We start from the raw sequence: 22,646 nt of genomic DNA on the forward strand, positions 1-22,646 counted from the left end.
ATCCCCTCGCGGCGACCTGGAGTGTATCAGTGCCTTAATAGTCGGCATGCTTACTCAACCACAGCAATTTCCGACAATCCTCAAAGGCGGAAATCGTGTATTGAGAGGAGGGCGGTAGTCATGCTCAAACTACCACAATAAATTAGAGGTGTTTCGACAGTGATTGCAGGAATTTAAAACTCTAAAATTTACAACTCGCTGTGATGAGCAAATTGATTGCCTTGAAAGTTATCAGCGTCCCCACTGAACGGTTCAACGAAACTGAAAGTGCGCTGAATGACCGACCACACACGTTCACTCCCTAGTCGCTGCTGGGTCTCGTAAATTCCTCGTTCCGCCAAGCAACTCCTGATACTTGCATCCCTAAGCGAATAAAGTGTTGCAGTTTTTAGGATCGTTGCATCCGACTTCGAATGTCCGGAGCGGACCATCATCAGTTCTGCGTGTACCAAAACGTCTTTCACAATATTTCTAATTTGTCTCTGCGAAACACCCGAACGACCGTGCTTTGTTATGAGCAGAGGCTCTCGATCCAAATTATGCGACGACAACAATATCTCTCTGCTAATACAGTAACGCTCAAGGTATGGAATGAACTCTAGCGGTAATTTAAATCCGCGAGATGCATTTTGATCATTGCCTTCATAATACCAACAATCCTTTTTTACAAAACACCCCATAGAAGGTACGTGCTTTTTGGTCACTGCCAACTTCCTTATTGGAACTAGCAAGTACCTCGTCATTGCTATGATAAAAAGCGCTCTCTCAAAATCTGGGTCTCGCTCACATAAATCTGCAGCTGATAAGACAGCGAAGTTTAGATGAGTTGCTCGAACACCTCTACTAATTGCGCCGCTGTCTCGTGATAGCTCTTCCAGAAACAATGGGGTTAGACCCTTGGTTGGATTATGAGTCTTGATTTTTTGACCAATCAAAAATTCAAAAAACTGCGAAGATATTGAATGTATAACTTTTAAATTATATCTTGAGGGCAGCGTCGAGCCATCTGGCTTAACGCAAAAAGAGCGCCACTTGTTATTTATTGAATACACCTCATCATCGCTGTCATACACAAATCGGTGGCGAGGCGATGTTCCAACCCATGCAGAGGGGGGTGAAGAATTAAAACGTAGAAAAGATTTAAACTCGTCGAAACCCATTGCGCATACGGAAATTTTCTGTACTTCCCAACACCATAGAAGTAAGCGCTCAACAATTACTCTGCTGGCTCCAAACAAAGCTGACGATTCGACTGTAGTTTTCGCAGTTATAAATTCCGAGATAAATTCGCGACCTAATTCAGCATAGCGAGGCGCTTCAAGTGACTCATCAAAATCCAATAGATAAAGCCGAACATCAGGATGCCGAAGATAATAGGATTCGGCATCCTTCATAATCTCATCGAATCTTGAGTAGATAGGGCTCGGCGACCGCATTCCAGTTCACACCCCAACATATTTGGTCAAAGGCTAGTCGTTTAATCTAATTTTAGCAAGAGAGCTGGCGCGTCTGAAAAGCCAAGCTGCTATCATTTTTACTGTCTTCAGAAACTATCATTTTTGGTTGTCATCAACAGTTTATAAATCATTGAATTAGAGAATATTTTTCAAACACCGAAAAAACCTTATCTTTATTTAAGTCGGCATTTTTCAATATAGAAATTCGGATATTATCTTTTATAGTTTCCAACAGTGGAGACCGAATAGAGACTGAAATTCGCAGCCCTATGAAAGTATTGGATTTTTTTTAATGTCCTTGATTCTCAAAATTTCAGACTCGTCACAGCTTAGGAGGCTCATGAACATTTCCAACATAGCCTGTCGTTTAACATAATATACATTATGCGTAATACAGGATTGCGTAATCAGGGGCAGTGCCTATCAGATTTCAACAGGCAAAACCCCTATCTCACTCAAACCTGAGCAAAGCCTCCATCGACAAACATTTCACTGCCGGTCATGAAGCTGCTCTCATCCGATGCCAGGAACAACGCTGCCGCTGCAACTTCTTCCGGCTTGCCAATACGGCTCAACGGAACCTGCGCGGTCATGTCGTCGATGATTGCGTCTTTCTGGCCTGTACCTGAAAGCGCCAGGTCCAAGCCCGGTGTCGAGATCGGTCCTGGTGAAAGTACGTTGACGCGAATGCCTGTGCCTTTCAAATCCAGCGCCCAGCTCCTGGCGAAATTACGCAGCGCCGCTTTGGTGGCGCTGTACACGCTGAATGCCGGTGTGCCCATGGTGCCTGTGGTCGAACCTGTGAGGATCACCGAACTGCCGGCGCTCATCAGTGGCAAGGCTTTTTGTACGGTGAACAGCGTGCCTTTGACGTTGATGCCGAAGGTACGGTCAAACGATTCCTCGGTGATCGAGCCGATCGGCTGGAAATCCCCCAGACCTGCATTGGCAAATAGCACGTCGACCCGGCCTTTGGCGGCTTTGACTTGGGTGAACACGCGATCGAGGTCGTCCAGTTTTGAAATGTCGCCTTGTATGGCGATGGCTTCAGGGCCGATCAGTTGCAGCGCCTTGTCCAGTTCCTCTTGTCGACGGCCTACAATGACGACTTGAGCGCCTTCAGCCGCGAAGCGAATGGCGGTTGCCAGGCCGATGCCGCTGTTGCCGCCGGTAATGACTGCGATTTTTCCGTTGAGCCTGCTCATGGTGAACTCCAGTGAATAAGGTTGAGGCCCAACTGTAGATCCGTGCTATTAATTTGAATAGTATGCACCTTTTAGTAAGTACCCTACGTGGAGTCAGCTCGATCATGGCCAACAACTCATTCAATTGCGGACTCGAGGCCGCCCTGGCGGTGATTGGCGGTAAATGGAAGCCGCTGGTGCTGTTCAACCTGGCGCAAAATGTTCATCGATATGGGGAATTAAGACGCGCGATTGGCGGCGTGACCGATAAGGTGCTGATCCAGCAACTCAAGGAATTGGAGCGTGACGAGATTATCTCCCGTGTGGATTTCCAGGAGATACCGCCCAAGGTCGAGTACTCGCTGACACCGTTCGGGCGGTCCTTGGCGACGGCGTTGGGCGGGCTGTGCCAATGGGGTACGGAGCATATGCAAACCGTTGAGCGTATCGCTGAGCGGCGTACTGCCACCCTCTCCCAGTCTTGAGTCCCCTGCCCTGATAGCCAACTCAACTAAATGACTATTTAGTTGAGTTAAATCAATGGCTTACATCTGAAATCGATCAACCGACTGCGACAACTTCCCAGCCAGGTTGGACAGTTCATCGGTGGTCGACGCCGTCTGCCCGATCACTCGGCTATTGTTCTCTGACATCCCCGCAATCATCTCCACCTGGTGTGCAATTTCATTGCTGGCCAGGCTCTGCTCGCCGATGGTCCGGGAGATATCGTTGACCATTTCCGTGGTATTTAGCGTCGCCTGTAGAATCTCGCGAATCGCCCGCTCCACCTCGGCGGTGACCGCCATGCCTTTGTCCACCTGAGCAACGCCCTCCTCCATGCTGGTCACCGCTTCCCGGGTGTTCTGCTGGATACGCCCGACCATGGCGGCAATTTCCTGGGTCGACGCGCTGGTGCGTCCAGCAAGGCTGCGCACTTCATCAGCAACCACGGCAAATCCGCGCCCCTGCTCGCCCGCACGGGCGGCCTCGATCGCGGCATTCAGGGCCAGCAGGTTGGTCTGGTCAGCGATCCCCTTGATCACCTGGATAATGCTGAAAATGGCCTCGGACTCCTTGTCCAGCGTGCGGATCACCTGGGCCGATTGCTGCGCGGAACGGGCAATGCCATCCATATCACTGACCACCTGATGAATCACCCGGCCGCCGTCCTTGGCCAAGGTTTGCGCCTGGTTGGCCATGTCCAGTGCGCGTCCGGCATGCCGGGTGATTTCCTCGATGCTCGCGGTCATTTCACTCGCGGCAGCGGCCATGGTGCTGGCGGCGGCGCTCTGTTGCTGGCTGCTGCCGGCCACTTCATGGCAGCCACGGCTCAGTTGCTCGCTCATGCCATTGACGCCATGGGCGTTGCTGCGCACCACGTCGATCATGCCGCGCAGGTCCTTTTGCATGGTGGCGAGGCTGCGGATCAAGGCGCTGGCTTCGTCCTTGCGTTGGGGCTCGACGATGGGCTCACTCAAGTTGCCTCGCGCAATGCTGGCGGCAATGCGGCTGGCCGCCTGTAGGGGGCCCATGATGCTGAGGATCACCCAGCGCCCCTGGGCCAGCAGCAGTAAAAGACTGGCGATCAACACCACGCCCAGGGTGACGTTGGCGTTGCTGATGGTCTGCCGGGTGCCCATGCTGGTCTGCTGGTTATTGGTTTCGATCAACTCGCTCAGGCCCGCCATTTGATCTTCCAACTGGCTGAACGCGCTGTTGAACGTGCCCAGTTCCGCGCGCGCGGCTTCAGGATTGTCCAGCGCCAGGGCGACGATGCGCTCGCCGGTGGCGATGTAGTTATCCAGGCTGGGTTTGATTTTTTCCAGGCTTGCCTTGAGCGTAGCGTCCAGCGGCAACTTGAGGTTGTCCGCCAAGACCTGCCGGAAGTGCTCGGCATGCTCTTTCAAAGAACTGTCGACTTCGGCCTTGCTGCTGGTGCTTTTGCCCAGGCCCACCAGCATGGCCGACAACACGTCAGCGCGCAGGGCGTCGTGCATCATGTCGGCTTCCATGTGGTTGCGCAGCACCGTCATGCTCACTTCGCTGTCTTGCACGGCAGTGCCCATCCGGGTATTTCCCAGGTAGCCGGCCAGGCTCATGATCAAGGCGGCGAGCAATCCGGTCGCTATCAACAGCATCAAGCGTAGTTTGATCGTCATGCTGGTATCCCCGTGCCTGGTCAGCCGGTTGGGAACCCAACCGCAGAAGCCCCGCTGCTCATGTTATCGGCCATCCCTACTGCTTATTGAAGCCTAAGTTTGCGGATCTGCGCGTATCCCTTAAGCTGACCGGCCCTTGCTCCGCCCGGAACTGCTCATGTCTCGAAGTATCGCCCACCTTGCCCTCCTGCTGGGCTTGATCACTGCCGTCGGCCCGTTCGCCATCGATATCTATCTGCCGGCGCTGCCGACCCTGGGCGCGAGCCTGCACGCCTCGCCGGCGTTGGTGCAGATGAGCCTGACGGTGTTCTTCGTCATTGTCGGCGTGTGCCAGTTGTTCTACGGGCCGATCAGTGATGTGTTCGGGCGCAAGCCGCCGATTTATGCCGGCCTGGTGATTTTTGCCGTGGCCAGTGTCGGTTGCGCACTGGCGCCGACGATTGAATCACTGATCGCCTTTCGTGCCCTGCAGGCGTTCGGTGCGTGCGCGGGGATGGTGATTCCGCGCGCCATCGTGCGTGACCTGTACACCGGGCATGAAGCCGCGAAACTCATGGCGTTGCTGATGCTGGTGATGAGTGTTTCGCCGATCCTTGCGCCGCTCGCTGGCAGCCTGGTCATCTCGTTGTGGAGCTGGCGCGAAGTGTTTGTCGTACTGGCGGTGCTCGCAGTGGCGTGCCTAGTGATGACCATCGTGCAACTGCCAGAAACCCATCCCGCCGAACGGCGCTTGGGCAAGACCCTGGGCAACGCTTTCAGCAGCTACGGCGCTTTGCTGCGTGACCCGGTATTCATCGGTTTGTCGGTAGTGTGCGGATTCGGTTTGGCGACGTTCTTTGTGTTTATCGGCAGCGCGCCGTTCGTGTACATCGAACATTACGGCCTGACACCCACACAGTTCAGCCTGGGGTTTGCCGTGAATGCTGCGTCGTTTTTCGCCATGAGCCAACTCACTGCGCGCCTCAGCGCACGCTTTGGCCTGGCGCCGCTGATTCGTTGGTCGGTGGTGGCCGTGGCCGCGGTCATGAGCGTGCTAGCATTCACCACACTATGGATCGATAGCCTGGCCGTGATGATGACGTTGCTGTTTATCGGCTTTGGTTTTCTCGGCCTGCTGTTGCCGGCTGCCGGCGTGTTGTCGCTGGAGGACCACGGCGCGGTGGCCGGTTCTGCGTCGGCCTTGCTCGGGGCAATCCAGATGATCACGGCAGCCGTGTCCATGACGCTGGTCGGTGTGTTTGCCGATCACACACCAGCGCCGATGCTGATGGGTATTGCGCTGTGCGCTATTGCCGCGATGCTCACCACCCTGTGGACCTTGCGCCGCCTGCCGGCTCACTTGGCCAGCGCCCCGCCCTCCTCCTGATCATTGCCCATGGCGGCCCGTGTGGGGCCGCGTATCAGAGGGGGCGGAGCGCGCTATGACGTGGGCGGTTTAGCCGACTCGGCCGATGACGGGAGATGGTATTCGACAGTGAGCTCTTCATGTTTCCAGCCTTTTAAGCCGAATGTTCGCGTTACTCGGCTTTCGTTACGCCTGACCAAGCTGTACTTCGGCGGATCTTTCTTGAGTAGCCCATCGGTAATCAGGTTAACGCCCAATGCACCACCCAAAAGTCCGAGGACTAAACCAATGATTTCAACCACTTTATCCAGTGAGTGGTGCAGTGGTTCGCTATACACAGAGAGCTTGACTCCTGGCTGCGCGGGTGGGCACGGCTGGGTCTTGTCAGGGCGTCGGTCGCAGTTCTTTTTATAGGTGTCGGCGTTCCTTCTATCGACTTCGTCTTGCAGGGCCTCAGTTTCTGCGCTCTGGTAAGTCTTGAATTGATCGACTTGATTCCATGAGTAGGTCGACGTCGAAACAGACGCCAGCACTAGCAGCAATCCCAGAACCATATTCTGACGTGCGGCCGTCCAATTTCCGATCAGTCTACCGCTTCGAATCCAGGCGCAAATCAATACAGCCACCACCACCCATAGCAGCAGCGCCCCAAGTGTAAGCACCGATACCCTTTCAAGCGTTGTATGCATTCCATCCTCCTTAATTAAATGACGCCATCGTCCGAAAAAATTAGAGATCAAACCGATCCACCGCCCGGCGCCGCTCATTGTCGTCACGCACGTCATAACTGGCGGTGGTCTGGATATTGGTGTGATGCGCCAGTTTTTGCGCAATCGACAAGTCATGTTCTTCAATCACCCGCGTGATGAACGAGCGGCGGAAGTCGTGGGGCATGATCTTTACCCCCACTTGCTCGCCACGCTGGCGGGCGATGTAGTAGATCGCATGCTTGGTGATGCGCTCGCGGGTAATGTGGCTGCCACGGCGGATGCGATTGAACAGGAAACTGTCGTCCTGCTCGCCTTCCTTGAGCTGCTCGCGGCGAAACGCCAGCCACGCCTGCAACTTGGTAAACGCCCAGTCCGGCGCATATTTGATCAACTCCTTGTTGCCCTTGCCGATCACCCGCAGGCTGCGCTCTTCGAAGTTGATCTGTGCCAGGTCGAGGTTGACCGACTCCGACTTGCGCATGCCGGAGCCGTAGAGAATGCCGATCACCGCTGCGTCCCGCAGACCTTGAGGCCGTGGGTCGGCGGCGCAGACTTCCATCATTTCGCGGATCAGACTGCGCCGCAGGTTGCGGCCCTGGCTCAGGCGCGTGCCCGGTGCAGCCTTGACGGTGCGCATGCGCAGCAGGTGTTCCTGGCTGATCAGGTTCAGGCGCCAGGCTTCATTCATCACACCGCGTACCGCGTTGACGTACAACGATGAGGTGTTCGGCGCATAGCCGTCCTCACGCAAGGCGGCGACCAGGGCAATCACGTGTTCGGGTTGCAGCAGGTGCCAGTCGATGTCGTCGAGGTTGATGTCCTCGAAGCCCAGGCGGTCGGCCGCGTCTTGCAGCACGTAGCGCATGGTCAGTTGGCTGGAGGGCGCCAGGCGGGTGAGGTAAAGGGTCAGCGGGTTGCGGATAGACTCAGTCAAGTTATGTCAGCCTTTGGCTTAAATACCTCGAACAAGCCTTTGATTAATCGAGGTATTTAGTGAATTGGCGAAGGCCGAGTCTAACCCAGGACCGGCCCTCGCACAAAATCACGGGGCGGTGTCGTCATCTTCGGTAGGGTCCTGCGGCTGGACCTGGGTCTGGCTCCAGTCGCTGTCCTGCTTCTGCATCAGCGCGAACCAGTGCTGGCGCATAAACGTCAGGTAGGCGTCGGGGGCCTTGGCAAAATCCTTTTCGTCGCCGTAGCAACCGGGCAATGGCAACTCGGTGCCCTGCTCCTTGTACTGGCTGACCAACGCTTGCTGCCCGGCCACGCTGCAATCCTTGGGTAATGGCATGCCACGCAAGGCGCCGGCCTCTTCGTCCCACCAGGCCGCGCCGACCCGGTCGACACCGCGCAGACGGTACTTCTGCGACTTGCCGACATGCATGATCAGCTTGAATTCGTTAGGGCTGACATCACTGGTGCAGGTGCGCGAATAGCCCACGGTGGCCTGGGTGGTGCCATCGCCAGTCAGGTCAGTGACCTTGGTTGCAGCCCGGTCAAAGCGCAGCGAGGCGTCGAACTCGCAATGCTGCACATCGTCGTAGAGCATCCAAACGCGCTTGGGGCGGTTGCCATCGATCAGGTACTGGGCCGCGTACACCAACGCCGACTGAGTGCCGTCGTCGTCACGCTCGCTGACCTGCTCGGCGAGCACCAGCAGGTTCTTGCCTTGCTTGTCGTCCCAGGTGTAGGCGGCGATCTGCTTGCCACGCACCTCGACACCGTCCGGCACCTGGTCGATGCTCGTGAGCGCGACCCCGTCGTCGGCTTGTACGGTGGTGACACACGCCACGCTCAACAACAAACCCATCAACACTGGCCGCAACTGGCCCCGTAAACGCTGCACGCTATTCATCCGATCACCCTGGCAAGAGACGGCTTACTTTACCGGCACTTGGGGCGTATTGCAGAGAAGATTCTTCACTAAATGGGGTGGCCGAGGTCGCACGTTCAAGTTGAACCAAACGCACGCCGAACCGTTCCTATTTCGCCTGCCAACTAAGCGTTAGTTGCCTAGCTGAACCCTAGCTGTCTACCTGTCAAATAAACGAGTTTTTCATCTGCCTTTCATATCTGTTCCACATTTTTACGCTTAATCTTAAACACAGCACTTCATAGCAAACCGCGCTATATCGTCTAACCTCTTGATTACGCTTCACCTTTGCTACCGCTTTTTAGCCTGCGGCCTGGACTTTCGCCTAATGATTGCTGCTGTTTCCATGCTCCAAGTTGCTCTAACCCCGAGGTCATGAATCTTTGAAACCCTACCCTATTCATTGCGTGTCGATCGTTATCCCGGTCTACAACGAACAAGAGAGCCTGCCTGAATTGCTGCGTCGCACCACTGCAGCCTGCAAGCAACTGGCCTACGAATACGAAATCATCCTGGTGGATGACGGTAGTCGCGACAATTCGGCCCAACTGCTGGAAGACGCCGCCGCTGAAGACGGCAGCAACGTGGTCGCAGTGATCCTCAACCGCAACTATGGTCAGCATGCGGCGATCATGGCCGGTTTCGAGCAGTGCCGGGGCGAAGTGGTGATCACCCTCGACGCCGACCTGCAAAACCCGCCCGAAGAAATCCCGCGCCTGGTGGAACAAGCCGCCCTCGGCTACGACGTAGTGGCCACCGTGCGCAATAATCGCCAGGACTCGGCTTTCCGCCGCTGGCCTTCGCGCCTGATCAACCTGGCCGTGCAGCGCTCTACTGGCGTTGCCATGACCGACTACGGCTGCATGCTGCGCGCCTACCGCCGCACCATCGTCGACGCGATGCTGGCCTGCCGCGAGCGCAGCACCTTCATTCCGATCCTGGCCAACGGCTTTGCCCGCCACACCACCGAAATCCTGGTGCACCACGCCGAGCGTGAGCACGGTGAATCCAAATACAGCGCCATGCGCCTGATCAGCCTGATGTTCGACCTGCTGACGTGCATGACCACCACCCCGCTGCGCCTGCTCTCCATCGTCGGCTTCAGCCTGGCGGCCTTAGGCATGCTGTTTGCCCTGGCGTTGATCGTCATGCGCCTGGCCTTTGGTGCTGATTGGGCCGGCGACGGCTTGTTCGTGCTGTTCGCGGTGCTGTTCGTGTTCACCGGCGGCCAGTTCATCGGCATGGGCCTCTTGGGTGAATACCTGGGCCGCATGTACAGCGATGTGCGCGCCCGCCCACGCTTCTTTATCGAAAAAGTGCTGCGCAACCAACCAGCAGCACCGGCTCCCGTGGTCGTCGTTGACGGCCTGGTGTCTTCCCATACCTCTACTTCTGCTGATCAGGTCTAAACATGAGTTCAAAAGCTGTTGTATTCGCGTACCACGACATTGGTTGTGCAGGCATTGAAGCGCTGCTCAACACCGGTTACGAAATTGCTGCTGTGTTCACCCATGCCGACGACCCGAAGGAAAACAACTTCTACGGTTCCGTTGCCCAACTGTGCGCACGCAACGGCATTCCGGTGCACGCTCCGGAAGACGCCAACCACCCGCTGTGGATCGAGCGCATCGCAAAGTTGAACCCGGACTACATTTTCTCGTTCTACTACCGCAACCTGCTGAGCGAACCCCTGCTGGCCACCGCCCGCAAAGGCGCGTTCAACCTGCACGGCTCGCTGCTGCCCAAATACCGTGGCCGCGCCCCAGCCAACTGGGTGCTGGTCAACGGCGAAACTGAAACCGGCGTGACCCTGCACCGCATGGTCAAGCGTGCCGATGCCGGCGCGATCCTGGCCCAACAGAAAGTCGTGATCGACCGCTCGGATACCGGCCTGACCCTGCACGCCAAACTGCGCGAGGCCGCCAGCAACCTGCTGCGCGATGCCCTGCCGCAACTGGCCCAAGGCAAATTGGCTGAAACCGTCCAGGACGAAAGCCAGGCCACCTACTTCGGCCGCCGCACCGCTGCCGATGGCAAGCTGGAGTGGAAAAAGCCGGCTGAAGAACTGTTCAACCTGGTGCGCGCCGTGACTCAACCTTACCCAGGCGCCTTCTGCGCCGTGGGCGAGCACAAACTGATCGTTTGGCAAGCTGACGTGGTCAAGGGCAATGAAGGCTTGGCGCCAGGCCGCGTGATCAGCGTCAACCCGCTGCGCATCGCCTGCGGTGAAGACTCCCTGGTGGTCAAGTTCGGCCAGCGCAACGACAACGGCCTGTACCTGGCCGGTCCTTCCCTGGCCAACGAATTGGGCCTGGTCGACGGTTCCGTGCTGCGTGGCGCCGAGTCCGGCCGCAAACCGCGCCGTACCCGCGTGCTGATCCTCGGCGTGAACGGCTTTATCGGTAACCACCTGTCCGAGCGCCTGCTGCGTGACGACCGTTACGAAGTCTACGGCCTGGACATCGGCTCCGACGCCATCGAGCGCCTGCGCAGCCACCCGAACTTCCATTACGTGGAAGGCGACATCAGCATCCACACCGAGTGGATCGAGTACCACATCAAGAAGTGCGACGTGGTCCTGCCGCTGGTGGCCATCGCCACCCCGATCGAGTACACCCGCAACCCGCTGCGCGTGTTCGAGTTGGACTTCGAAGAAAACCTCAAGCTGGTGCGCTACTGCGTCAAGTACAACAAGCGCGTGATCTTCCCGTCGACCTCCGAAGTCTATGGCATGTGCCAGGACCAGTACTTCGACGAAGACACCTCCAACCTGGTGGTCGGTCCGGTCAACAAGCAACGCTGGATCTACTCGGTCTCCAAGCAACTGCTGGACCGTGTGATCTGGGCCTACGGCGCCAAAGGCCTGAACTTCACGCTGTTCCGTCCCTTCAACTGGATGGGCCCGCGTCTCGATCGCCTGGATTCGGCGCGTATCGGCAGCTCCCGTGCGATCACCCAGTTGATCCTGAACCTGGTGGAAGGCACGCCGATACGTCTGTTCGACGGTGGCGAGCAGAAGCGTTGCTTCACCGACATCGCCGACGGTATCGAAGCCCTGGCGCGCATCATTGATAACGACAACGACGCGTGCAATGGCCAGATCATCAACATCGGTAACCCGGAGAACGAAGCCAGCATCCGTCAACTGGGTGAAGAGCTGCTGCGTCAGTTCGAAGCGCACCCGCTGCGTGGCAACTTCCCGCCGTTTGCCGGTTTCCGCGATGTCGAGAGCAAGGCGTTCTACGGCACCGGTTACCAGGATGTGGCCCACCGCAAGCCAAGCATCGAAAACGCCAAGCGCCTGCTGAACTGGGAGCCGACCGTGGAGATGAGCGAAACCATCGGCAACACGCTGGACTTCTTCCTGCGTGAAGCCATGCTTGAAATCGCGGATAAAAAGTAATGCAGGCAGGCTTGCGAATCGACGTCGATACCTACCGTGGCACCCGTGAAGGTGTGCCACGGTTGCTCGAGTCCCTGGATGAAGCGGGGGTTAAAGCGACGTTCTTCTTCAGTGTCGGGCCGGACAACATGGGGCGCCACTTGTGGCGTCTCATCCGCCCGCAGTTCCTGTGGAAGATGCTGCGTTCCAATGCCGTCGGCCTGTATGGCCTGGATATCTTGCTGGCTGGCACCGCCTGGCCAGGCAAGCCGATCGGCCGGGACCTGGGGCATTTGATGCGCCAGGCCAAGGCCGCCGGGCATGAGGTGGGCCTGCATGCGTGGGACCACCACGGGTGGCAGGCCAACACCGGGCGCTGGAGCGAGGCACAGCTGATCGAACAGATCCGCCGTGGCGTCGACACCTTGAATGACATTCTCGGCGAGCGCATCGACTGTTCGGCCGCCGCCGGTTGGCGTGCCGACGAGCGCGTGGTGCAAGCCAAGCAAGGCTTCAATTTCCGCTACAACAGTGATTGCCGGGGCACCAGCCTGTTTCGTCCAACCTTGGCCGATAGCAGCGCGGGCACCCCACAAATTCCGGTGGACCTGCCGACCTTCGACGAAGTCGTCGGGCCGGTGGTGGCTGCCAAAGACTTCAACACGTTCATCCTCGACCGCTTTGCCGCGTCGAAGCTCAACGTCTATACGATCCACGCAGAAGTAGAAGGGATTCTGATGGCCAATGATTTTCGTCAGTTGCTCGCCCAGGCAGGGCAGCGCGGCATCGACTTCAAACCGCTGGGCGACTTGCTGCCGGCGGACCTGACCACCCTGCCCCAGCAACAGCTGGTGCGCGGCGCCTTGCCCGGCCGCGAGGGTTGGCTCGGAGTGCAAAAGGCATGATCCGCCGTTGGGCCCTGCCCCTGCTCCTGTTGGCGTTTGGCGTGTTTTACCTGTTGCCGCTGGTCACCCATGGCCTGTGGATTCCGGACGAAACGCGCTACGCGCAGATCAGCCAGGAAATGCTGCTGACCGGTAAGTGGGCGTCGCCGCACTTCATGGGCATTCGTTACTTCGAGAAACCGGCGGCGGGCTACTGGATGATCGCGCTGGGCCAGGCGATCTTCGGGCAGAACCTGTTCGGTGTGCGCTTTGCGTCGGCCTTGAGCACTGGCTTGAGCATTGTGCTGGTGTACCTGGTGTCACGCCGGCTATGGAATGACCCGCAAAAAAGCCTGATCAGCACCGTGCTGTACATGAGTTTTGTCAGCGTGGCGGCCCTGGGCGGTTATGCCAACCTCGATCCGCAGTTCACATTCTGGGTGAATCTGACCGGCGTGGCCTTGTGGTTTTGCTTTGACAGCACCACCCGCAATGGGCGACTCGGTGCCTGGGCGCTGTTGGGGTTTGCCTGCGGCATGGGCTTTATGACCAAGGGTTTCCTGGCGTGGCTGCTCCCCGTGTTGATCGCCCTGCCCTATGCGATCTGGCAAAAGCGTTTCCGTGAGCTGCTGGGTTATGGCCTGGTCGCTGTGGTTGCAGCGATTGTGGTCAGTCTGCCGTGGGCGCTGGCCGTGCACCTGCAAGAGCCCGACTACTGGAACTTCTTCTTCTGGCACGAGCATATCCAGCGCTTTGCCGGCGACGATGCGCAGCACGCCGAGCCGTTCTGGTATTACCTGCCGCTGCTGGTTGCGTTCTGCCTGCCGTGGGTGGCGTTGTTGCCGTCCACGCTCAAACAGGCCTGGCAGGACAAGCGCAGCGCAAAGATCGGTTTTGTGTTGCTGTGGCTGCTGATGCCCCTGGCGTTCTTCAGCCTGGCCAAGGGCAAGCTGCCCTCGTACATCGTGCCATGCCTGCTGCCGTTGGCGTTGTTGATGGGCAACACCCTGGCCGACAAACTGGCCCAGGGCCGTAGCCGTGCATTGCGCATCAATGGTTGGCTGAACCTGATTGTCGGCGTAGTTGCATTGCTGGCGCTGACCTGGGTGCAACTGAAGAAGCCGGTCTACGAGCACGGCCAGGAAACCCTCAGCCTGGTACTGGTGTTCACATTCCTGTTCGCCTGGATCCTGGTCAACCTGCTGCAGGCTGCGCGACCTCTGCGCCTGTGGGCCGCGCCGGTATTCGGCAGTTGGCTGATGGTGGCCTTGTTGCCAGCCGCCTTGCCGCATTCGGTGGTCTACAACAAGACGCCTGACCAATTCATCATCGACCACCTGCAGGAACTGCAGCCAGCCACGGCCCTGCTGAGCAATGACCTCGGCGCAGCGTCGGCCCTGTCGTGGCGCCTGGCGCGGCCGGACGTGACGCTCTACAACACCGTCGGCGAAGTCAAATACGGCCTGGCCTACCCGGACGCCACGCATCACAAGATTGACACCACTCAAGTCCAGCAGTGGATGAGCGAGGCGCGCAAGCAAGGCCCGGTCGGCGTGGTGATGCGCGTCAAAGGTGACGATGAAATCGCTGAAGTGGCGCTGCTGCCCAATGACGGCAAGCGCTATGAGCAAGGCAATATCGTGATCCTGATCTTCCCGCAGGTGACGCCGTGATCACCCTGCTGCTGTTATTGGCCGCGTGCCTGCTGACCTGCATGGGCCAGGTGTCGCAGAAATTCGCCGTGGAAAGCTGGCGCGATGTGCCCCAGGGCTGGGCGCTGAAGCTGCGTTCGCCGTGGCTGTGGTCGGCGCTGATGTGCCTGGGCCTCGGCCTGCTGGTGTGGCTGCTAGTGTTGCAGCGCCTGGAAGTGGGCATTGCCTACCCCATGCTCAGCCTGAACTTCGTGCTGGTCACCCTGGTGGCGCGGTTTGTTTTCCATGAGCCCATCGACAGCCGTCATTGGCTGGGCGTGGCGCTGGTGATCGGTGGTGTCATCTTGTTGGGGCGCCACGTATGAGCCGGGTCCAAGGTTTTGCCCTGGCCCTGGGCAGTGTCGGCCTGGTCAGTGCTGCCCAGTTGGGCATGCGCTGGAGCATGACGCGCTTGCCGCTGCCCAACGAATGGCTCAGTGCGCAGATCGATCTCGGCGCTCTTGGCGTGGTGAGCCTGGCGATCCTCGCCTACGCACTGTCGATGCTCTGCTGGCTCGGTGCGCTCAAGCACCTGCCGCTTGGCCGCGCCTACTCACTGTTGAGCATCAGCTATGCGCTGGTGTACCTGCTGGCGGCCAGCCTGCCGGTGTTCAACGAACATTTTTCCGTTTCAAAAACCCTGGGGGTGGCCTTGGTCATCCTCGGTGTGCTGGTTATCAACTCTCGTCGTGCTAGCGCTACAAGTCCCAGGAATGCCCCATGAAAATCAGTGTATTTGGTAGTGGTTACGTCGGTCTGGTGCAGGCCACCGTATTGGCCGAAGTCGGTCACGATGTCATCTGCATGGACGTTGACAAAAACAAGGTCGAGTCTTTGCAGAAAGGCCATGTGACGATCTTCGAGCCGGGGCTGGCAGCGATGGTCAAGGAAAACCTGGAAAGCGGGCGACTGCACTTTACTTATGATGAGAAGCTCGCGGTCGAACACGGCGAAGTGCTGTTTATCGCCGTGGGCACGCCGTCGGACGAAGACGGCTCGGCGGACCTGAAGTACGTGCTGTCGGTGGGCGATGCGGTCGCTCGTCATCGCAAGGAGCCGGTGATCCTGGTGGAAAAATCCACTGTGCCTGTCGGTACCGGCGACACCCTGCGCGCGCATATCGAAAAAGCCCTGCACTTGGCGGGTCGTCACCTGGAATTCGATATCGTCTCCAACCCGGAATTCCTCAAGGAAGGCTCGGCCGTGGCCGACTGCCGCCGCCCCGACCGCATCATCATCGGCTGCGAGCGCGAAGAAGTGCGCGAGGTGATGCGCGACCTGTACGCCCCGTTCAACCGCAACCATGACCGCATCATCTTCATGGACCTGCGCAGCGCCGAGCTGACCAAATACGCCGCCAACTGCATGCTGGCGACCAAGATCAGCTTCATCAACCAGATCGCCGAGCTGGCCGAACACCTGGGCGCGGACATCGAAGCCGTACGCCTGGGCATCGGCGCCGACTCGCGTATCGGCTACCACTTCATCTATCCCGGCTGCGGTTATGGCGGTTCGTGCTTCCCCAAAGACATGCGTGCCCTGATCCATAGCGCCAAACAAGCCAACTGCTCCAGCGACCTATTGGAAGCGGTGGAAGCCATCAACCAGCGCCAAAAGAGCAAGCTGTTCGAACGCATCAACGCGTTCTTCAAGGGCGACCTGCGCGGCAAGACCTTTGCCCTGTGGGGCCTGGCGTTCAAGCCGAACACCGACGACATGCGCGATGCGCCGAGCCGCGTACTGATGGAAGCCTTGTGGGCTGCCGGCGCCAACGTGCGCGCGTTCGACCCCGAAGCCATGCAGGAAACCCAGCGCATCTACGGCGATGATCCACGGCTGATGCTGATGGGCACCCCGGAATCCACCCTGGGTGGCGCCGATGCGCTGATCGTCTGCACCGAATGGCAGCAGTTCAAGGCGCCTGACTTCGACCTGATCCACCAGCGCCTGAAAACCCCGGTGATCTTCGACGGCCGCAACCTCTACGACGGCGAGCGCCTGGCGCGCAAAGGCTTCCAGTACTACCCGATCGGCCGTGGCGACTCCTGCCAGTTGCCGATTCCGCAGCAGCAGTGGTTGCCGCAGGTCGTGGAAGCCTGAGACGTGAACAAAGATCGACCGCCCCTGTTAACCCCAACGATCCGCCGCCAATCCCTCGGTTTGGGATTGCTGGCGTTGTTGCTGTTCATCGCCGGCAGTTGGCACCAGGCGATTATCGGCTTCGATTCTCGCTTCGTGCTGTTCGCCCAGGAGATGCTGCGCCATGGGCCGGGATTCTTCCCGACCACCTACGGCCAGCCTTATGCGGATTACCTGGCCACGTCGACGCTGCTGACGTGGTTGTTGTCCTTGCCGTTCGGCCAAGTCACCAGCCTCACGGCCTGGTTGCCCACGGCGATGGCCTCGGCGGTGATCGTCATGCTGGTGTATCGCCTGACGGCGCCCTACTCCCAGCGCTGGGGCCTGCTGAGCATTGCGATCCTGTTGCTGAGCAGCACCTTCATCAGCGAAACCCGCGCGGTGTCCCTCGACCAGATGTTGGCCGCCATCGCCTTGGCGGTGTTCTACCTGGGGTATGCCCACGATCACTTTGGCGCCGGTAAACGCCTGCATTGGCTGTACCTGCTGCTGATTATCGGCTTTGCCGTGCGCGGGCCGATTGGCCTGGTCATTCCCACGGGCGTGTTGTGCAGCTATTACCTGATCAACCGCCAATGGCGGCAACTGTTCAGCTTCGGCTTGCTTGCGCTGGCGTTGCTGGTGGCCTGTGTCGGTTTGCTGTTGCTGATGGCCAAGCTGAGTGGCGGCGAGCCGTTCATGCAGGACGTGATCCGCATGCAGTTCCTCGGGCGCATGGACGGCAGCGAAGGTTCCAGCGGTGTGCTGTATTACTTCACCAGCTCCCTGGGCAACTATGCCTTGGCGTATCCGATGGCTGTGCTGGTGCTGTTGGCCATGCTGATCAGCGGACGGCGGGCGCCTGGGCCAGCGTTGCAGTTGGTGTGGTACTGCGCGGCCGCCGGGTTGCTGGTGATGCTGGGCTTGTCGATTCCCCAGGCGAAGAAGGCGCGCTATGTGCTGCCGATGCTGCCCATGGCGGCGATGATTGCGGCGTATCCGTTCCAGGTTGCACACGGGCGATTGTTTGCCGGGTTGCGCGGATTGATGCTGGGTATCTGGACGTTGTTGCCGACACTGTTGATCGCCGGGTTGCTGTTCGCACGGCCGCGCTATCCGGAACAGTTGAGCCATTTGGGCTGGGTATTCGGTGTGCTGGGTGGGCTGCAAGTCGTGGCACTGCTGGCGCTGCTCAAGACACAACTGCGTACGGTCGGACCGGCGTTTGCGGCGGTACTGGCCGTATGGGCCACCTACATTATGGTGGTCGAACCGCTGGAGCGCAGTGTCTACGACACCCGCACCTTTACTTTGCAAGTGCATGAACAGGTGATGCAGCAAAAGGCACCGGTGGTGTTGCACGGCCTGGGCAAAGACGCCAAGGCCATCAAGTACATGGTCAACCTCGATTGCGACCAGGTGCCGTTGTTCACTCAGCAGGCGGCCGACCTCAAGCCCCTCCAGGGGCCCGCGTGGCTGGTGATGAGCGAGGCAGACTATGAAGGCTTGACGGACCCACGCTTGCGTTCCATCACGCCGACCTTGGCCGGCGAATTTGATCGTAACCCTTATGTGCTGCTGCATTTGGAAAAAAGCCCACAACCCTGAGGCTCAACTTCATTTTTTTTGCACTCAACCTTCATTAATATGCATTGGCGCCCTGTTCCCCGGGGCGGCACACTGCATGCGTTCCTTCCCCCAAATGTTGGAACTTTCAAAGGGCTTTTCCGGGCAACCAGACAAGCCTTTTTTTTGCCCGCTGTTTATGGATCCCCTTTCAATGCTCGCTCGCTGGTTCCCCGCTGCTATCAACACCCGCCCCACCGAATGGAGCCGTGCCGCCATCGGCATGGCCCTGGGCACGCTGTTCAGTGTCTGGCTGTGCTCACAAGTGTTTGGCATGGAGGTGGCGCTGCACCTGCTCGGCCCGCTCGGGGCTTCGGCGGTGTTGTTGTTCGCTGTTTCGTCCGGCGCCCTGGCGCAACCCTGGTCAATTATCGGCAGCTACCTGTGTGCGGGTGTCGTGGCGCTGCTGGTGGCTCGCGTCCTGGGCCCTTCATTGGGAGGTGCCTGCCTGGCGGCGGGCATGACCGTGGTGCTGATGTGCTGGCTGCGCTGCCTGCATCCGCCGGCCGGCGGCTTGGCCATGACGCTGGTGTTGGCCGACCCCGCCTCCGCCGCCCTCGGTTGGTATGAGTTGGGCGCGGTCTTGCTCGGTGCTGGCGCGCTGCTGGCCTGTGCGCTGGCTTACAACAACGCCACTCGCACGCGGTATCCCAAAGGCGCCGCTGAAGCACCAACGCTTCCCTTGAATAACCCTGCTGCCGCTCAAGACCCCGCCATTACTGCCGCCGATTTGAAGCTGGCGCTGGCCGACATGGAGCAGTTCTACGATGTGGAGCCCACGGAGCTGGAACAATTGATCCACGCCGCAGAAACCCACGCGCGACGCCGCAGCATTGGTGAAGTCCTGGCCAGCCGGGTGCCTTGAGCCCATCGTCCCCTCGCTGCATAAATGCAAAAACGACCTGCAGGATTCACGGTTGTACTGGGCAAATTTGCACTGGTAGGATCACGAGAAGGTTCGTCCGCGAACATCTTGATAAAGAACAATAAAAGCAGGGAGTTATCGATGACTGCTCAGGTTTCATCCGAGGCAAGCCACGCAGAAACACTTCAGGACGAAGTCCTCGCCGAGGTCCGTAACCATATCGGCCACCTCACCCTCAATCGCCCCGCTGGCTTGAACGCCGTTACCCTGAACATGGTGCGCAGCCTGACGTCCCAACTTCAGGCCTGGGCCGATGACCCGCAGGTGTACGCCGTGGTCCTGCGCGGCGCCGGCGAAAAGGCCTTCTGTGCCGGAGGCGATATCCGTTCGCTGTACGACAGCTTCAAGAACGGCGATACGCTGCATCAGGACTTTTTCGTCGAGGAATACGCACTGGACCTGGCCATCCACCATTACCGCAAACCGGTACTGACACTCATGGATGGATTTGTCCTGGGCGGCGGCATGGGCCTGGTGCAAGGCGCTGACTTGCGCGTGGTCACCGAGCGCAGCCGCCTGGCGATGCCGGAAGTGGCCATCGGTTACTTCCCTGATGTGGGCGGCAGTTACTTCCTGCCGCGCATTCCGGGTGAGCTGGGGATTTACCTGGGCGTCACCGGGGTGCAGATCCGCGCAGCCGACGCGCTCTACTGCGGTTTGGCGGATTGGTATCTGGAAAGCAACAAGCTGGCCGATCTGGACCAGAAGCTTGACCGCCTTCAGTGGCACGACTCGCCGCTCAAGGACCTGCAAGGCGTGCTCGCCAAGCTGGCCGTGCAGCAACTCCCCGACGCACCGCTGGCCGCCTTGCGCACGGCCATCGACCATTTCTTCGCGCTGCCGGATGTGCCGAGCATCGTCGAGCAGCTGCAGCAAGTCACCGTCGGTGACAGCCATGAATGGGCACTGAACACCGCCAACCTGATGCAGACACGCTCTCCCCTGGCCATGGCTGTGACCCTGGAGATGCTGCGTCGCGGCCGGCGCCTGCCCCTTGAGCAATGTTTTGCCCTGGAATTGCACCTGGACCGCCAATGGTTCGAACGTGGCGATCTGATCGAAGGCGTGCGCGCCCTGATCATCGACAAGGACAAAGCCCCGCGCTGGAACCCACCCACCCTGCATGGACTGGCCCTCAGCCATGTAGAAAGCTTCTTTCATCACTTCGAGAAGGTTGCGAACTAAGCCATGCAAGATATTGAATACACTGAAGAACAAGTGATGATTCGCGACATGGCGCGCGACTTTGCCCGTGGCGAAATCGCGCCCTACGCACAAGCCTGGGAAAAAGCGGGCTGGATCGACGATGCCCTGGTCGCCAAGATGGGCGAACTCGGCCTGCTGGGCATGGTGGTGCCGGAAGAATGGGGTGGCACCTATGTCGATTACGTCGCCTACGCCCTCGCCGTGGAGGAGATTTCTGCCGGCGACGGCGCCACGGGCGCGCTGATGAGTATCCATAATTCAGTGGGTTGCGGGCCGATCCTCAACTACGGCACAGAAGCGCAAAAGCAGACATGGTTGGCGGACCTCGCCAGCGGCCAGGCGATTGGCTGCTTCTGCCTCACCGAACCCCAAGCGGGTTCCGAAGCCCACAACCTGCGCACTCGCGCCGAACTGCGCGATGGCCAGTGGGTGATCACCGGCGCCAAGCAATTCGTCAGCAACGGCAAGCGCGCCAAACTGGCGATCGTGTTTGCCGTGACTGACCCGGAACTGGGCAAAAAAGGCATCTCGGCGTTCCTGGTGCCCACCGCAACACCGGGCTTCGTGGTGGACCGCACCGAACACAAGATGGGCATCCGCGCGTCCGACACCTGCGCCGTCACCCTCAACCAATGCACGGTACCCGAAGCCAACCTATTGGGTGAGCGCGGAAAAGGCCTGGCGATTGCCCTCTCCAACCTGGAAGGTGGACGCATCGGCATTGCCGCCCAGGCGCTGGGCATCGCCCGCGCTGCGTTTGAAGCGGCATTGGCGTATGCACGAGATCGCGTGCAGTTCAACAAGGCGATCATCGAGCACCAGAGCGTGGCCAACCTGCTGGCTGATATGCAGACCCAACTGAATGCCGCACGCTTGCTGATCCTGCACGCCGCAAGATTGCGCAGTGCCGGCAAGCCGTGCCTTTCGGAAGCCTCCCAGGCGAAGCTGTTTGCCTCGGAAATGGCGGAGAAAGTCTGCTCGTCAGCGATGCAGATTCACGGCGGGTATGGGTATTTGGAAGACTACCCGGTGGAACGATACTACCGGGATGCGCGGATCACGCAGATTTACGAGGGGACCAGTGAGATTCAGCGGATGGTGATTGCTCGCGAACTCAAGCACTACCAGCTTTAATTGACATAGCGCAAAACCAATGTGGGAGCGGCGGTTCGACGCTTCGACTTGCTCGCGAAGGCAGTGGATCAGTGATGAAGATGTCGACTGAAACACCGCCTTCGCGAGCAAGTCGAAGCGTCGAACCGCCGCTCCCACATTTAAGCTCTAGTGTTCACACAACCGCGTTACTTGTCCTTGAACTCCGGCGCACGCTTGGCCACAAACGCCGCCATGCCTTCCTTCTGATCCTGCGTCGCAAAGGCTGCATGGAACACCCGGCGCTCAAAACGCACGCCTTCCGACAGGCTCACTTCAAACGCGCGGTTCACGCTTTCCTTGACCATCATGCTGATCGGCACCGACTTGCCGGCGATCAGGGTCGCCACTTTCAGGGCCTCTTCCAGCAGTTCATCGGCGGGCACGATCCGCGCGACAATCCCGCAGCGCTCCGCTTCTACGGCGTCGATAAAACGCCCGGTCAGGCACATTTCCATGGCCTTGGCCTTGCCCACGGCGCGGGTCAGGCGCTGGGTGCCGCCCATGCCCGGCAATACGCCGAGGTTGATTTCCGGCTGGCCGAACTTGGCGCTGTCGCCGGCCAGGATGAAGTCGCACATCAGCGCCAGCTCACAGCCGCCACCGAGGGCGAAGCCATTCACGGCGGCGATGATCGGCTTGCGGCGGTTGGCCACGCGGTCACTGTCGCTGAACAGGTCATCAAGGTAGATCTGCGGGTAGGTCAGCTCGGCCATTTCCTTGATGTCGGCACCGGCGGCGAAGGCTTTCTTGGAACCCGTCAGCACAATGCAGCCGATTTCCGGGTTGGCTTCCAGGCCATCCAGCGCCTGGTTCAATTCGCTGACCAGTTGCGCATTCAGGGCGTTCAAGGCTTGTGGGCGATTGAGGGTAATCAGCCCGACGCGGCCTTGGACGTCGAGCAAAATGGTTTCGTAACTCATGTATCGGCTCC

20 protein-coding genes and 1 pseudogene are annotated in these 22,646 nt (G+C 59.0%); 13 read left to right on the plus strand and 8 right to left on the minus strand.

The genetic code is table 11. The annotated features are described in order from the left end of the window. Positions 1-188: 188 nt before the first annotated feature. Both ACP7BX_RS17585 and ACP7BX_RS17590 read right to left on the minus strand, forming a co-directional pair. On the minus strand, positions 189-1,394 hold the full coding sequence (locus tag ACP7BX_RS17585) for a hypothetical protein (RefSeq protein ID WP_426128917.1): 1,206 nt from the start codon (positions 1,392-1,394) through the stop codon (positions 189-191). Between the two features lie 518 nt (positions 1,395-1,912). Beyond that, positions 1,913-2,662 carry an SDR family NAD(P)-dependent oxidoreductase gene (locus ACP7BX_RS17590; protein ID WP_122727041.1) on the minus strand — a complete coding sequence of 250 codons (750 nt, stop codon included), beginning with the start codon at positions 2,660-2,662 and terminating at the stop codon, positions 1,913-1,915. A gap of 104 nt (positions 2,663-2,766) precedes the next feature. Here ACP7BX_RS17590 and ACP7BX_RS17595 point away from each other — a divergent pair, with 104 nt between their 5' ends. Then, positions 2,767-3,126: a winged helix-turn-helix transcriptional regulator gene (locus ACP7BX_RS17595; RefSeq protein WP_033902872.1), complete on the plus strand. Its 360-nt coding sequence runs from the start codon at positions 2,767-2,769 to the stop codon at positions 3,124-3,126. A gap of 60 nt (positions 3,127-3,186) precedes the next feature. Here ACP7BX_RS17595 and ACP7BX_RS17600 read toward each other — a convergent pair whose 3' ends face one another. After that, positions 3,187-4,050, minus strand: a complete 864-nt coding sequence (locus tag ACP7BX_RS17600; RefSeq protein ID WP_426161316.1) for a methyl-accepting chemotaxis protein — start codon at positions 4,048-4,050, stop codon at positions 3,187-3,189. Continuing rightward, positions 4,045-4,800, minus strand: a pseudogene (locus tag ACP7BX_RS17605) (MCP four helix bundle domain-containing protein); the annotation flags it as partial. The gene ACP7BX_RS17600 and the pseudogene ACP7BX_RS17605, both read right to left, overlap by 6 nt. 157 nt (positions 4,801-4,957) lie before the next feature. On the opposite strand from ACP7BX_RS17605, the gene ACP7BX_RS17610 reads away from it, so the two are divergent. Then, positions 4,958-6,166 (plus strand): multidrug effflux MFS transporter, encoded by a 1,209-nt coding sequence (locus ACP7BX_RS17610; protein ID WP_426128915.1) that lies wholly within the window; start codon positions 4,958-4,960, stop codon positions 6,164-6,166. A 53-nt stretch (positions 6,167-6,219) separates the two neighbouring features. Here ACP7BX_RS17610 and ACP7BX_RS17615 read toward each other — a convergent pair whose 3' ends face one another. The 3 genes from ACP7BX_RS17615 to ACP7BX_RS17625 form a co-directional block, all read right to left on the minus strand. Next, positions 6,220-6,834, minus strand: a complete 615-nt coding sequence (locus ACP7BX_RS17615) for a hypothetical protein (protein ID WP_426128913.1) — start codon at positions 6,832-6,834, stop codon at positions 6,220-6,222. Positions 6,835-6,874: 40 nt separating this feature from the next. Then, complete coding sequence (locus tag ACP7BX_RS17620) at positions 6,875-7,789, minus strand: site-specific integrase (protein WP_314526679.1); 915 nt, start codon at positions 7,787-7,789, stop codon at positions 6,875-6,877. Positions 7,790-7,897: 108 nt separating this feature from the next. Further along, the gene (locus ACP7BX_RS17625) at positions 7,898-8,710 is read right to left on the minus strand and encodes a M949_RS01915 family surface polysaccharide biosynthesis protein (RefSeq protein WP_426128911.1); all 813 of its coding nucleotides are present in this window, start codon (positions 8,708-8,710) and stop codon (positions 7,898-7,900) included. Positions 8,711-9,111: 401 nt separating this feature from the next. Between ACP7BX_RS17625 and arnC the strand changes: the two genes are divergently transcribed. The 11 genes from arnC to ACP7BX_RS17680 all read left to right on the plus strand — a co-directional run bounded on the left by arnC (position 9,112) and on the right by ACP7BX_RS17680 (position 21,694). After that, a complete protein-coding gene (gene arnC, locus ACP7BX_RS17630) occupies positions 9,112-10,137 on the plus strand; it encodes an undecaprenyl-phosphate 4-deoxy-4-formamido-L-arabinose transferase (protein WP_061436935.1) in 1,026 nt (341 codons plus the stop codon). Between the two features lie 2 nt (positions 10,138-10,139). After that, on the plus strand, positions 10,140-12,131 hold the full coding sequence (arnA, locus tag ACP7BX_RS17635; RefSeq protein ID WP_426128909.1) for a bifunctional UDP-4-amino-4-deoxy-L-arabinose formyltransferase/UDP-glucuronic acid oxidase ArnA: 1,992 nt from the start codon (positions 10,140-10,142) through the stop codon (positions 12,129-12,131). After that, positions 12,131-13,015 carry a 4-deoxy-4-formamido-L-arabinose-phosphoundecaprenol deformylase gene (gene arnD / locus ACP7BX_RS17640; RefSeq protein WP_426128907.1) on the plus strand — a complete coding sequence of 295 codons (885 nt, stop codon included), beginning with the start codon at positions 12,131-12,133 and terminating at the stop codon, positions 13,013-13,015. The genes arnA and arnD overlap by 1 nt, the downstream gene beginning before the upstream one ends. Continuing rightward, on the plus strand, positions 13,012-14,667 hold the full coding sequence (gene arnT / locus ACP7BX_RS17645; protein WP_426128905.1) for a lipid IV(A) 4-amino-4-deoxy-L-arabinosyltransferase: 1,656 nt from the start codon (positions 13,012-13,014) through the stop codon (positions 14,665-14,667). Before arnD ends, arnT begins: the two co-directional genes overlap by 4 nt. Then, complete coding sequence (arnE, locus tag ACP7BX_RS17650) at positions 14,664-15,011, plus strand: 4-amino-4-deoxy-L-arabinose-phosphoundecaprenol flippase subunit ArnE (RefSeq protein WP_314526668.1); 348 nt, start codon at positions 14,664-14,666, stop codon at positions 15,009-15,011. The genes arnT and arnE overlap by 4 nt, the downstream gene beginning before the upstream one ends. After that, entirely contained in the window at positions 15,008-15,409 is a 402-nt protein-coding gene (gene arnF / locus ACP7BX_RS17655; protein ID WP_033902883.1) for a 4-amino-4-deoxy-L-arabinose-phosphoundecaprenol flippase subunit ArnF, read from the plus strand. Before arnE ends, arnF begins: the two co-directional genes overlap by 4 nt. Next, on the plus strand, positions 15,406-16,785 hold the full coding sequence (locus ACP7BX_RS17660; RefSeq protein WP_016974732.1) for a UDP-glucose dehydrogenase family protein: 1,380 nt from the start codon (positions 15,406-15,408) through the stop codon (positions 16,783-16,785). Before arnF ends, ACP7BX_RS17660 begins: the two co-directional genes overlap by 4 nt. 3 nt (positions 16,786-16,788) lie before the next feature. After that, positions 16,789-18,411 (plus strand): ArnT family glycosyltransferase, encoded by a 1,623-nt coding sequence (locus ACP7BX_RS17665; RefSeq protein WP_426128902.1) that lies wholly within the window; start codon positions 16,789-16,791, stop codon positions 18,409-18,411. Between the two features lie 172 nt (positions 18,412-18,583). Continuing rightward, positions 18,584-19,294, plus strand: coding sequence for an HPP family protein (locus tag ACP7BX_RS17670; RefSeq protein WP_426128900.1), 711 nt, complete (start codon positions 18,584-18,586; stop codon positions 19,292-19,294). A gap of 141 nt (positions 19,295-19,435) precedes the next feature. Further along, the gene (locus ACP7BX_RS17675) at positions 19,436-20,539 is read left to right on the plus strand and encodes an enoyl-CoA hydratase/isomerase family protein (protein WP_426128898.1); all 1,104 of its coding nucleotides are present in this window, start codon (positions 19,436-19,438) and stop codon (positions 20,537-20,539) included. A 3-nt stretch (positions 20,540-20,542) separates the two neighbouring features. Beyond that, complete coding sequence (locus tag ACP7BX_RS17680) at positions 20,543-21,694, plus strand: acyl-CoA dehydrogenase family protein (protein ID WP_028616177.1); 1,152 nt, start codon at positions 20,543-20,545, stop codon at positions 21,692-21,694. 167 nt (positions 21,695-21,861) lie between these two features. On the opposite strand, the gene ACP7BX_RS17685 is transcribed toward ACP7BX_RS17680, so the two are convergent. Further along, positions 21,862-22,635 (minus strand): enoyl-CoA hydratase, encoded by a 774-nt coding sequence (locus ACP7BX_RS17685; RefSeq protein ID WP_269130618.1) that lies wholly within the window; start codon positions 22,633-22,635, stop codon positions 21,862-21,864. Between the last annotated feature and the right edge of the window lie 11 nt (positions 22,636-22,646).

The organism is Pseudomonas sp. DWP3-1-3b3 (assembly GCF_049896305.1).
GTDB lineage: Bacteria > Pseudomonadota > Gammaproteobacteria > Pseudomonadales > Pseudomonadaceae > Aquipseudomonas > Aquipseudomonas azotoformans_A.

What these genes read in the sequence shown, in the direction of transcription:
- ACP7BX_RS17585 (WP_426128917.1), bottom strand. Translation starts at nt 1,394, where the DNA reads ATGAAGGATGCCGAATCCTATTATCTTCGGCATCCTGATGTTCGGCTT.
- ACP7BX_RS17590 (WP_122727041.1), bottom strand. Translation starts at nt 2,662, where the DNA reads ATGAGCAGGCTCAACGGAAAAATCGCAGTCATTACCGGCGGCAACAGC.
- ACP7BX_RS17595 (WP_033902872.1), top strand. Translation starts at nt 2,767, where the DNA reads ATGGCCAACAACTCATTCAATTGCGGACTCGAGGCCGCCCTGGCGGTG.
- ACP7BX_RS17600 (WP_426161316.1), bottom strand. Translation starts at nt 4,050, where the DNA reads ATGCAAAAGGACCTGCGCGGCATGATCGACGTGGTGCGCAGCAACGCC.
- ACP7BX_RS17610 (WP_426128915.1), top strand. Translation starts at nt 4,958, where the DNA reads ATGTCTCGAAGTATCGCCCACCTTGCCCTCCTGCTGGGCTTGATCACT.
- ACP7BX_RS17615 (WP_426128913.1), bottom strand. Translation starts at nt 6,834, where the DNA reads ATGCATACAACGCTTGAAAGGGTATCGGTGCTTACACTTGGGGCGCTG.
- ACP7BX_RS17625 (WP_426128911.1), bottom strand. Translation starts at nt 8,710, where the DNA reads ATGAATAGCGTGCAGCGTTTACGGGGCCAGTTGCGGCCAGTGTTGATG.
- arnA (WP_426128909.1), top strand. Translation starts at nt 10,140, where the DNA reads ATGAGTTCAAAAGCTGTTGTATTCGCGTACCACGACATTGGTTGTGCA.
- arnD (WP_426128907.1), top strand. Translation starts at nt 12,131, where the DNA reads ATGCAGGCAGGCTTGCGAATCGACGTCGATACCTACCGTGGCACCCGT.
- arnT (WP_426128905.1), top strand. Translation starts at nt 13,012, where the DNA reads ATGATCCGCCGTTGGGCCCTGCCCCTGCTCCTGTTGGCGTTTGGCGTG.
- arnF (WP_033902883.1), top strand. Translation starts at nt 15,008, where the DNA reads ATGAGCCGGGTCCAAGGTTTTGCCCTGGCCCTGGGCAGTGTCGGCCTG.
- ACP7BX_RS17660 (WP_016974732.1), top strand. Translation starts at nt 15,406, where the DNA reads ATGAAAATCAGTGTATTTGGTAGTGGTTACGTCGGTCTGGTGCAGGCC.
- ACP7BX_RS17670 (WP_426128900.1), top strand. Translation starts at nt 18,584, where the DNA reads ATGCTCGCTCGCTGGTTCCCCGCTGCTATCAACACCCGCCCCACCGAA.
- ACP7BX_RS17675 (WP_426128898.1), top strand. Translation starts at nt 19,436, where the DNA reads ATGACTGCTCAGGTTTCATCCGAGGCAAGCCACGCAGAAACACTTCAG.
- ACP7BX_RS17680 (WP_028616177.1), top strand. Translation starts at nt 20,543, where the DNA reads ATGCAAGATATTGAATACACTGAAGAACAAGTGATGATTCGCGACATG.
- ACP7BX_RS17685 (WP_269130618.1), bottom strand. Translation starts at nt 22,635, where the DNA reads ATGAGTTACGAAACCATTTTGCTCGACGTCCAAGGCCGCGTCGGGCTG.